The 9,864-nt window shown below is 66.8% G+C and carries 9 protein-coding genes, 1 pseudogene and 1 riboswitch; of the genes and pseudogenes, 6 read left to right on the top strand and 4 right to left on the bottom strand.

Annotated elements, in window-relative coordinates; translation table 11 throughout:
- Positions 1–394 (top strand): annotated as a pseudogene (locus EWM57_RS21270) (hypothetical protein); the annotation flags it as partial.
- A gap of 5 nt (positions 395–399) precedes the next feature.
- Here the strand turns inward: EWM57_RS21270 and EWM57_RS21870 are convergent.
- The 4 genes from EWM57_RS21870 to EWM57_RS20245 all read right to left on the bottom strand — a co-directional run bounded on the left by EWM57_RS21870 (position 400) and on the right by EWM57_RS20245 (position 4,886).
- On the bottom strand, positions 400–2,139 hold the full coding sequence (locus EWM57_RS21870; protein ID WP_129923126.1) for an OmpA family protein: 1,740 nt from the start codon (positions 2,137–2,139) through the stop codon (positions 400–402).
- Positions 2,140–2,326: 187 nt separating this feature from the next.
- Positions 2,327–3,430: a TolB-like translocation protein gene (locus tag EWM57_RS20255; protein WP_129923125.1), complete on the bottom strand. Its 1,104-nt coding sequence runs from the start codon at positions 3,428–3,430 to the stop codon at positions 2,327–2,329.
- Positions 3,431–3,555: 125 nt separating this feature from the next.
- Positions 3,556–4,074: an NUDIX hydrolase gene (locus tag EWM57_RS20250; RefSeq protein ID WP_129923124.1), complete on the bottom strand. Its 519-nt coding sequence runs from the start codon at positions 4,072–4,074 to the stop codon at positions 3,556–3,558.
- Between the two features lie 71 nt (positions 4,075–4,145).
- On the bottom strand, positions 4,146–4,886 hold the full coding sequence (locus EWM57_RS20245) for a L,D-transpeptidase family protein (protein ID WP_242510157.1): 741 nt from the start codon (positions 4,884–4,886) through the stop codon (positions 4,146–4,148).
- A gap of 166 nt (positions 4,887–5,052) precedes the next feature.
- Between EWM57_RS20245 and EWM57_RS20240 the strand changes: the two genes are divergently transcribed.
- The 5 genes from EWM57_RS20240 to EWM57_RS20220 all read left to right on the top strand — a co-directional run.
- Positions 5,053–6,213, top strand: a complete 1,161-nt coding sequence (locus EWM57_RS20240; RefSeq protein ID WP_165370592.1) for an NAD(P)/FAD-dependent oxidoreductase — start codon at positions 5,053–5,055, stop codon at positions 6,211–6,213.
- A 47-nt stretch (positions 6,214–6,260) separates the two neighbouring features.
- Positions 6,261–7,223 (top strand): alpha/beta hydrolase, encoded by a 963-nt coding sequence (locus EWM57_RS20235; protein WP_129923122.1) that lies wholly within the window; start codon positions 6,261–6,263, stop codon positions 7,221–7,223.
- A 48-nt stretch (positions 7,224–7,271) separates the two neighbouring features.
- Complete coding sequence (locus EWM57_RS20230) at positions 7,272–7,658, top strand: nuclear transport factor 2 family protein (protein WP_129923121.1); 387 nt, start codon at positions 7,272–7,274, stop codon at positions 7,656–7,658.
- 88 nt (positions 7,659–7,746) lie between these two features.
- Positions 7,747–8,625 (top strand): glycerophosphodiester phosphodiesterase, encoded by an 879-nt coding sequence (locus EWM57_RS20225; RefSeq protein ID WP_165370591.1) that lies wholly within the window; start codon positions 7,747–7,749, stop codon positions 8,623–8,625.
- Between the two features lie 49 nt (positions 8,626–8,674).
- A riboswitch (Fluoride riboswitch) is annotated at positions 8,675–8,748 on the top strand.
- A 48-nt stretch (positions 8,749–8,796) separates the two neighbouring features.
- The coding region (locus tag EWM57_RS20220) for a chloride channel protein (RefSeq protein WP_129923119.1) at positions 8,797–9,864 on the top strand (1,068 nt) is incomplete at its 3' end.

Genomic DNA, 9,864 nt, shown 5'->3' with positions numbered 1-9,864 from the left:
CGGCTCCGACAGCCTCTTCAGCTACCAGCCCAGCGCCCAGCGCAAGGCCGACTTGCCCACCAAGCTCCGCGCCGGGGCCGGGCTGCGCATCAGCGAGTACTTCGAAACCGGCCTCGACGTGACCTTGCCCCTGAACAAGGTGGCCGGCAACATTTCCGCGCCCTTCGTGGGCCTGGGCGTCGATTTCAAGCCCGTGCGCTGGGTGCGGCTGAGCAGTGGCGTATCGGCCGGAGCGGGCTACAGCGTGAGCGTGCCCCTGGGTGTTACGTTCACCTCGGGCTTCTACGAGGCCGGTATCAGTACCCGCGACGTGGTCGGCCTGCTCACGGCCGAAAACCCGTACCTGTCGGCGGCGGCGGGCTTTCTGCGGTTTAAATTCGGGACGGTACAGTAGCCGCCCTACCGCTGCGGAGTAGTTGTCGGACGAGCCGGCGCCGGGCGTTTAACCGCCGGCGCTTTGCTCGTCCGCACTGTTTTCGGAGCGGCCGGCTTACGCACGACTTTCGAGGCAGCCGGAGCTTTCTTGCCGCTGGCTTTCCGTACCGGGGCCTTTTTCACGGGCGCTTTTTTCACCGGGGCTTTCACGGCGCCTTTAGCGGGCTCGGCGCCGTATTTCTTCTGGGCCGAGCTGGGGCCGTTGCTCACGAACAGGTCGAATTCCACGCGGCGGTTGCGGCTGCGGCCGGCCTCGGTGGCGTTGGTGGCAATGGGGTGCAGGGCTCCGTACCCGCGCAGCTCCACGCGGCCGGCCGTCACGCCCTTATCGAGCAGATACGTGCGGGCGGCGGCGGCCCGCTCCCGGGAAAGCGACAAGTTGAAAGCGGCCGGACCCTGGCTGTCGGTGTGGCCCACGATGCTCAGGGAGTAGTCGGGGTATTGCGCTAGCAGGGGCACCAGCGCGTCGAGGGTGGGGTAGGAAGCAGGCAGCAGGATGGCGCTGTTGCGGGCAAACTGGATGGCGCGGGTGGCATCACGCAGGCTCTGCCGGGCCGCCACGCTGATTTCCGGGCAGCCCCCGTTGCGGGCCGGGCCAGCCGTGGCGGGGCAGCGGTCCTGGGTGTCGGGCACGCCGTCATTGTCCTGGTCCCCGGCGGGAGCCGTGGCGGGCACCGGTACCGGCGTTGGCGCTGGCACGGCCGCCGTAGTGTCAGTCGTCGACGACACCGGGCAGCCCGTAAAGTCGACCTGGGCGCCGGCCGGGGTGTCGGGGCACTTGTCTTCCTGGTCCGTGATGCCGTCGTTGTCGGAGTCGGGGCAGCCTTTGAGTTCGGCCTTGCCCGCCACGTCGGGGCAGGTGTCGTCGTCGTCGGCTACGCCGTCGTTGTCTTTATCGGGGCAGCCGCGCAGCTCCAGCGTGCCGGCCTCGGTAGGGCACACATCCAGGTAATCGGCCACGCCGTCCCCGTCCCCGTCGCGGGGGCAACCCTTGGCATCGACGGCCACGCCCGGGGTGGTATTGGGGCACTTATCGAGCCGGTCGGGCACGCCGTCTTCGTCCATGTCGGAAAGCTGGCCCATGTGAATGGTCAGGCCCACGGTGTGTTGCAGGTACCGGTCGGCCCAGCGGGGCGTTTCCGGCTCCCGGGCCCCGTCCAGATTCGCATTCAGAGGCAGGTGCTGACCGGTTTGCACAAACAGCCCCACGCCCTGGCCGAGTCGCAGCGTGAAGCCGGCGGCCGTGAATACGTCCACGTAGCCCTTGTTGAGCTCAATGTTGGTACTGTCGCTGCGGCCGGTGCGGCTGGCGTAGGTCCAGCCCGAGGCGGCCAGCAGATAGGGCTGAATCAGGGCATTTTCCTTGAGCGCCCAGCCGTTGTTGAGCTTGAGCTTAAAGCCCGCATTGAGGTTGATAAGCGTGGTGGCAAACCGGTCTTCGGGGCCCCGGTAGCCCTTAATTTCCCCGTAAAACACCTGCGTGTTCAGGTCGAGGCTGCGGGAAAGGTACTGGTTGATGGCCAAGCCGGGCGCCAGGCGGGTGTTTTCCGTTTTCCAGTAGTCGGAACCGTAGCTACCCTGGTACTGCAGGCCACTCATGAGCAGACCGAGGCCGGTGCGGCGCTCCGCAGTTTGGGCGTGGGCGGCCCCGGTCAGCAGCAGGGCAGAGGTCAGAAGCCAGAAATTAGGTAGCAGTATCTTCATCGGGAGCGAAAAGGGCAGGGAGCGAAAAAGATGGCGGCCAGTACCGGAAAGACACTGGCGGCCGGAACGCGGAGTAAGTATACGCCGCTTTCGCTCTACGGAAGAATGCCTTTCGAGGCTACACCATTTCGACCCTTGCTACGCTGGCCCAATGAGGGGCCCGGCCCGCCGGCCGCGGCGGGCCGGACTAGCGCACAAACGTGGGCAGGCCCAGCTTGCTGCGGCGGCCGCCGAGCTTGAGGCCGTCGTCGACGTACTTGCAGGCCAGCCCGGCGGCATTCGGGTTTTGAATCACGCCCAGAAATGGGTTGTCTTCGCGGGCCACGTAGATGCGGCCGTCGTTGCCGAGCTGCAGAGCCCCAATTTTACGGTTGGCCGACGAGCCGATTTTCACCGCCGTGGGCTTTTTCTGGGTTAGGTCGAACTGCCAGATTTCGGCCTGCCCACCGCCCTTGCCGTTGCAGGTGCCGTAGACTTTGGTGCCGTCGGGCGAGAATTCCACCCCGTAGGCTTCCTCGTAGGTGCCAAAGGCCCGCGGGTTGCTGACTTTGCCCGTAGCGGCGTCGAAGTCGAAGACCTCAAACTTGTTGCTCTCCCGCCAGATAGAGGTAGCCAGCTTGGTGCCGTCGGGCGAGAACTTGATGGTGCCGATGGCGTTGCGGCCCGGCCCGGCGTTCATGCTGCCCACGTTGCTCAGAATCGGCTTGGTTTCCACGCCCTCGGCCGTGACCAGGTAAGCCACAAAGGCATTAGAATTCCAGCGGTGCCCAATAACCCAGACGTCGCGGCCGTGTTTGTGCTTCACGGCGGCCAGCTTTTCAGCTACCGGCGAGATGAGCAGCATGTTGGCCCGGGGCACGTCGCCGAAGCCGCCCTCCCGGGTCATGTCGACCACCGAGTAGCGCATGCCGTTGCTGGTACCCTGGGGCGCGGTGGTGAAGATATAGAACACGTTGCCACTGCCCGGGTCGGGCACAATCAGGGCGCTCTGGGAGCTGGACTTGCTGCCCATCAGCCCCTTGCCGCTGGGCATCACCTCGTGCTTGCGGTTGTAGACCACCTCACCGTTGGTGTAGAATAGCAGCTGCCCCTGCTTGTTGGTGGCCACCGATGAGCCCTCGTAGGTGGTCAGTTTGCTGTCGAGCAGGGGAGTGGGGGCGGCGGTGCCGTCGAAGCGCAGGCCGGCCTGCTGGCCGAAGTACCAGATGGACTGCTCGCCCTGGGCGCGGGCCGCCGCGGGCCCCAGCACGCAGGCCAGGAGCAGGGCGGCGAGAAAGGAAAGTCGTTGCATAAGGCAGAAAAAGTGGCGCGGGAAAGGGTGGTCCGCGGCCAACGGTAGCTTCCAAACGCAAATTCGTGCCAGAATGATGTGCCGGGAAGCATGCGGCAGCGGGGAAAGCTGGGCGGCGGGGGCCGTTAAAAAGTCCATTCGCCGGCCAGTAGCCGCGGCAGCAGGGGCCGCAGGATCCGGTAGCTGGCGCCCCAGAGGTGGTGCGGGCCCACCCGCCAGAATGATACCCGCGCCGGGGCTGCCCAGCCCGGCAGCTGCCACTCTTCCTCCCCGAACGTGGCCGGATCGGCGAGGTGGCGCAGCGGTATTTCCAGCACCCCGGCAATTTCGGGCTGCTGGAACTTCCAGGTCGGGGGTGGAATGATGCGGGCCAGAAACGGGGTGATGCGGAAGCCCGTGGTCAGGGTTTCGATGACGGGCAGCGGCGCGAGTACCTCAATGCTGGCCGTAGTCAGGCCGACTTCCTCCCGGGTTTCGCGCAGGGCCGTGGCCAGCAGGGTGGCATCTTCGGGGTCGTGCTTGCCGCCGGGAAAGGCCAGCTGCCCGCCATGCGCGCCCCGGCTGCCGCGGTGCACCATTACCACGCGCAGCTCCCCGGCCGCATCCCGGAAAATGGGCACCAGTACAGCAGACTCGCGGAGCATCGAATGAGTAGAAGTTTAGCAAGAAGAATAGCGTACCGGACGCGGCGGCCCCAAAACTCCGCATTTTTCCGCTAGGGCAAGGCGTAGAGCCCAGTGGTTGATGCCGCCGAGGCGGGGCGGTGGTGCTGCTCGAAATAGGTGTAGCCGGGCTGCAGGCTTTGCCAGAAGGCGTAGTGCCGGTGCTGCCGGTACTTGGCCAGCTGCCCGTCACTCAGTTCAAAGGGGAAGATGTGCACCGGAATGTCCTGCTGCCCGGCGCTGCGGGCCTCCACCAGTAGCACGTACAGCTCCTCAATCAGCGCGTCGGTAATGGGCAGGCAGCCGATAGTGACGTTGGAGCCGTGGATGAAGATGTCGCCGCCGGGCTTGGCCAGGCCCAGGGCCCGGTCGGCGGCGTTGGGGTAGTCGAGGCCCAGGGAAAGGTGGTAGAGGCTGTTGGGATTGAAGCGGTTGATAAGGTAAAACCCTTCCGGCACCTGCCCGTCGCCTTCCTGCCGCTTAGGGCCCAGCGCGCCCGAGCAGGCCGCAATGGGGTAGGAGCGCAGCAGCTGAAAGGCGCCATCGGAGTCGTGGTTGCGGCCCCAGACTTCCACCCGCCGCCCGATTTTAAAGGCGCGAATGAATACCTCCAGCCGGACCGGGTCGAGGCGGCGGCATTGCAGCAGCAGGCGCCACGACGACCAGGTGTGGGCGTAGGCCTCCCGCACCCGGGGGTAGCGCAGCTGCTGGTCCCGAAACGAAACGGTGGTCGACTGGGCGGCGCACGCCCCGATCAGCAAGGCCAGGCCGGCCAGCAGCAGTACTTTTTTCATGCGAAGTTGGGAGGTTCAACCCGGGCGGCGAAGCCCGCGGCGGCTGAGCTAACGCGGGAAATACCGAATATTGTATATGCCCGATGTTGGAAGCGGCCGCCCGGAATCCGACCGCGGCCGGAGCTGCACCGTACGTAGTGATTTCCGCTCCCCGTCCCGCCCCACCGTGTCTGCTGCCGCTGCTCCCCACTACGACGTTATTCTGATTGGTGCCGGTCCGGCCGGCGCCGCCTGTGCCCTGGCCTTGCGCCACAGCGGCCTGCGCGTGGCCCTGGTTGATAAGGCCCGGTTTCCGCGGGATAAGGTCTGCGGCGACGCCATTCCGGGCCCGGCCCTGAAGGCGTTGCGGCGGCTGTCCGAAGACTTTTACCAGGAGTTGCGCGCCCGCACGCCCCGCGCCGACACCCAGATCAGCCGCCTGGTAGCTCCCGACGGCGGCCAGGCCCGGGTGCAGTGGCAACTGCCCACCTTCAGCAGCCCCCGCCTGCACTTCGACCACCACCTGCTCAACCTGGTGCGGCGTCACACGGCCACCCACATTCTGGAAAACTACGCCGTGCGCGACGTGCACACCACCACCGACCACGCCACGGTGGTACCCGCCGACGGCAGTACCCCGCTCACGGCGGCCCTGATTATCGGCTGCGACGGGGCCAACTCCGTGGTGGCCCGCAAGCTGCTGCCCCGCCCCCTGGACCGCCGCTACCACTGCGCCGCCGTGCGGGCCTATTATCGCGGCATCGCCGGCACCGACGAGCACCGTACCGAGTTCTTTTTCCTGAAAGAATACCTGGCCGGCTACCTCTGGATTTTTCCCGTCGGCGACGGCACCTGCAACGTGGGCTTCGGCATGGTTTCCGACCAGATTGCGGCTGCCCAGGTCAACCTCAAGGACACGATGCTGGCGCTGCTGGCCCAGCACCCCGAGCTGGCCCCGCGCTTTGCCGGGGCCGAGCAGCTTACGCCCATCGTGGGTTTCGGCCTGCCCCTGGGCGGTACCCCGCGCCCGCTCACCGGACCGCGCTTTCTGCTCTGCGGCGACGCAGCCGCCCTGATTGACCCGCTCCAGGGCCACGGCATTGATACGGCCATGCAAAGCGGGATTCTGGCCGCCGCCCAAGTGGAGCGCTGCTTCCGGGCGCAAAACTTCAGCGCGGAGTACCTGCGGCACTACGAGCAGCAGGTGCAGGCCCAGATCGGGCGCCGCCTGGCCCGCAGCTACCGGCTGATGCGGTTTTTGGCCGACAAGCCCTGGGTGGTAAACGTAGGCTGCCGGCTGGCCCGCCAGCCCCTGATCAAAAAGTGGCTGCTCAAACTCGTCGGTTAGCGTATAGCTGAGCGTACCCGGCGCAAGCCGGCTTTCCCGCGGTTTCTATGGTTCCTTACGCCTACCAGCCCGACGTGCTGGGCCCCGATTTCGAGCAGCGCGTGCTGCCCCAGCCTCCCGACTACGAAGGCCCCGTCCAGAGCACCCTGATCCGGCGCCGACCCCGCGGCCCCCGGCCCCGGCGTGCGGTACTCTACGTGCACGGCTTCACCGACTACTTTTTTCAGCAGGAAATGGCCGTGCGCTACGAGCAGCACGGCTATCAGTTCTATGCCCTGGACTTGCGCAAGTACGGCCGCTCCTGGCTGCCCCACCAGTGGCCCAACAACGTGCGCAACCTGCGCGAGTACTACCCCGACCTCGACGCGGCCCTGGCCGTGATTCAGGCCGAGGGCCACCGTACGGTGGTGCTCAGCGGCCACTCCACCGGCGGACTCATTGCGGCTCTCTACGCCGAAGACTCGCCCAATCAGATGGCCATTGTGGCGCTCGTGCTCAACAGTCCGTTTCTGGCCATGCACCAGAATTGGCTCAACCGGCACGTGGGCGTACCCCTGGCCGCGGCGGCGGGGCGCTGGCTGCCGGGGCTGAAAATTCCGGCCAACCTGCCCACCGAATACGGACAAAGCCTGCACCGGCAGTACCGCGGCGAGTGGGACTACTACCTGCCCTGGAAGCCCATCGAGGTGTTTCCCGTCACGACGGGCTGGCTGCGCGCAATTCACGCCGGCCACCGCCGCATTCGCCGCGGGCTGGGCCTGACGGTACCGGTGCTGGTGCTGCATTCCACCCACACGGTGCACGGCGCGGGCTGGACCGACGAATACTTCCACGCTGACGGCGTGCTCAACGTGCGCGACATTCACCGGCTGGCGCCCCGGCTCGGCTCGCGCGTAACGGTGCGGCCCATCGAGGGCGGTATGCACGATTTGGTCCTTTCGGCCGCGCCCGTCCGCGCCCGGGTGTATCAGGAGCTGTTCGGGTGGCTGCAGGCCACGCTGGGCGAATAGGCTCGCGGCTCGTTCGTATTGCTTTGTTCCCTTAATTCCATTGCTGCCATGCCTACCACCCCCGCCGAAAACAAGCAGAACGCCATTGCCTTCTACGAGCTGATGTTCAACGACTGCCAGCCAGCCGCCGCCATTGCCCGCTACGTGGGCGCCGACTACATCCAGCACAATCCGCACGTCGGCGACGGTAAGCAAGCTTTTATCGACTACTTCGAGCGGATGGCCCGCGAGTATCCGGGCAAGCGGGTGGAGGTGAAGCGCGCCGTGGCCGAAGGCCCGCTGGTGGTGCTGCACTGCTATCAGCACTGGCCCCACGACCACGACTACGCCGGCATGGACATCTTCCGCTTCGATGAGCAGGGTAAAATCGTGGAGCACTGGGACGTGCTGCAGGTGGTGCCCCCAACCATGGCCCACGGCAACGGCATGTTCTGAGGCCCGGGGCGGGAGTCGGGGCCAACTGTGGCGGCGCGGCCGGCGTATGTGCCTCTGCCGCCGGGCTACCTGGTTCGCGGCCCGTCGTATGAACTACCTGCTGGGGCTGCTGGCCGCCTTGTTTCTGACCTGCTCTGCCCTGGCCCAGTCGAATCCCGTGCGCCGCGAACCCGGCAAAATGGTGGTTGTCGGCCACGCCGGCTCGGGTTTCCTGCGGCCCTTCAACACCTTCAATCCGCTGCCGCCGAGCAGCCTGCGCAGCGAGCTGAAAGCCCTGCGCGACGGGGCCGAGGGCCTTGAAGTCGACATCCAGCTCAGCCAGGACAGCGTGCCGGTGCTCTACCACGACGTGACGCTGAACACCATGACCAAGACCGGGCGGGGTTGCACCAGCGAGTTTCCGGTCGCCGTGCTCACCAGCCTCGCCTACGCCGGCGGCTGGCCCTACGACTGGTTTCAGCACGAGCGAATCATTACCCTCGACACCCTGCTGGCCCGCCTGGCCCGCCGGCCCGAGTTTCCCTACCTGCATTTTGATCTGCACGAGGACCTGCCCTGCCTGAATCCGGCCCAGGCCCAGGTGCACTCCGCGGCCCTGGCCCGCCAGCTCGTGCGCCTGCTCCAGCGCTACCGCGTGCCGGCCGAGCGGGTGCTGTTCGTCGGCGACCATGAAGCTACCCTGCGCCGCCTGCGCCGGCTGTGGCCCGCCGCAGCCCAGGGCTACGAGATAACCGAGGACTTTACCGGCAACTTCAGCAAGGCCCGCGCCCTGGGGGTGGAGGCCGTAGTGCTCAACGGCGACCTGACCACGCCTGCCAACACCGCCCAGGCCCACGCCGCCGGCCTGGCCGTCGTCACCTTCGGGGGCCGCTCGGCTAAGCGCATCAAGCAGCTGGTCGGCGCCGACCCCGATGCTTACGAGGTTGACAACGTGACCAAGCTGCGCCGCCGGCTGGGCCGAAAGTAGGCGGGCCTACTTTCGATAGATACGGCCCGCGGGATGTTCTTATCTTCGCCCCGCATACGGTGATGGATTTCCACCGCGAACCGCCGAAGCCCCAGGCTTTGCGCTGATGATTCCTACTCCACGGTTTGCCCCGACGGCAGGCCGGGTACTCCATCGTGCAGTTCGCGTCTTATGCCTTTCTCCCCCGATTTTTTTCGCCCGCTATCCGCCCGCCTGCGCCGCCTCGACTCGGCCGTTACCCTGGGGTTTGTGCTGCGCTGGCTGCTGCTCAGCGGCCTGGTCGGGGTGCTGGCCGGCTCAGCTTCGGCCCTGTTTCTGGTGTCGCTCGACTGGGTGACGCGCTGGCGGGAGTTGCACGCGTGGGCGCTGCTGCTACTGCCGGCGGCGGGGCTGGTAATCGGACTGGCTTACCACTATTTCGGCCGGGAGGCCGGGCGCGGCAACAACCTGATTCTGGACGAAATCCACGCGCCCCGCACTCCGGTGCCGCTACGCCTGGTGCCACTGGTACTAGGCGGTACCCTGCTCACTCACCTGTTTGGCGGCTCCGCCGGGCGCGAAGGCACGGCCGTACAGATGGGTGGCGCTTTGGCCGACCAACTCACCCGCTGGCTGCGGCTGCGCCCCCGCGACCGGCGCCTGCTGCTGATTGCGGGCATGAGCGGGGGCTTTGCTTCGGTGTTCGGTACGCCGCTGGCCGGGGCCATGTTTGGCCTGGAAGTGCTGCTGCTGGGCTCCATTCGTTACGACGCCCTGCTGCCCGCCTTCCTGGCCGCTACTAGCGCCGACTTCGTCACCAGGGCTTGGGGTGTGGGCCACACGGCTTACCCGCAGCTGGCGGCCTTGCCCCTCACGCCCCAGTCAGTAGGCTGCACCCTGCTGGCCGGGGCCCTGTTTGGCCTCACGGCCCGCAGCTTCGCGGCCCTCACGCACTGGGTTGGCCGGCAGTTTGCCCGCTTGGCCTACCCGCCGCTGCGGCCGGTGCTCGGGGGCGTGCTGCTGGTGGCGCTGGTGGGCGCGCTGGGTACCACCCGTTACCTGGGCCTGGGCGTGCCCGTCATCGTGGAGGCGTTTCAAACCCCGCTGGGCCCCCAGGATTTTGCCTGGAAATTGCTGCTGACGGCCCTCACGCTGGGGTGCGGCTTCCGGGGTGGGGAAGTGACGCCACTGTTTTTCATCGGTGCCACGCTGGGCTCGGCGCTGGCCGTGGTGCTGCCCCTGCCGGTGGCGCTGCTGGCC

Source organism: Hymenobacter persicinus, assembly GCF_004167665.1.
Taxonomy (GTDB): Bacteria; Bacteroidota; Bacteroidia; order Cytophagales; family Hymenobacteraceae; genus Hymenobacter; species Hymenobacter persicinus.
Note: the sequence above shows the minus strand (reverse complement) of the source record. Positions and strands in the feature narration are given on the sequence as shown.

Coding starts and splice junctions, on each gene's coding strand:
- EWM57_RS21870 (WP_129923126.1), bottom strand. CDS start 2,139: ATGAAGATACTGCTACCTAATTTCTGGCTTCTGACCTCTGCCCTGCTG.
- EWM57_RS20255 (WP_129923125.1), bottom strand. CDS start 3,430: ATGCAACGACTTTCCTTTCTCGCCGCCCTGCTCCTGGCCTGCGTGCTG.
- EWM57_RS20250 (WP_129923124.1), bottom strand. CDS start 4,074: ATGCTCCGCGAGTCTGCTGTACTGGTGCCCATTTTCCGGGATGCGGCC.
- EWM57_RS20245 (WP_242510157.1), bottom strand. CDS start 4,886: ATGAAAAAAGTACTGCTGCTGGCCGGCCTGGCCTTGCTGATCGGGGCG.
- EWM57_RS20235 (WP_129923122.1), top strand. CDS start 6,261: ATGGTTCCTTACGCCTACCAGCCCGACGTGCTGGGCCCCGATTTCGAG.
- EWM57_RS20230 (WP_129923121.1), top strand. CDS start 7,272: ATGCCTACCACCCCCGCCGAAAACAAGCAGAACGCCATTGCCTTCTAC.
- EWM57_RS20225 (WP_165370591.1), top strand. CDS start 7,747: ATGAACTACCTGCTGGGGCTGCTGGCCGCCTTGTTTCTGACCTGCTCT.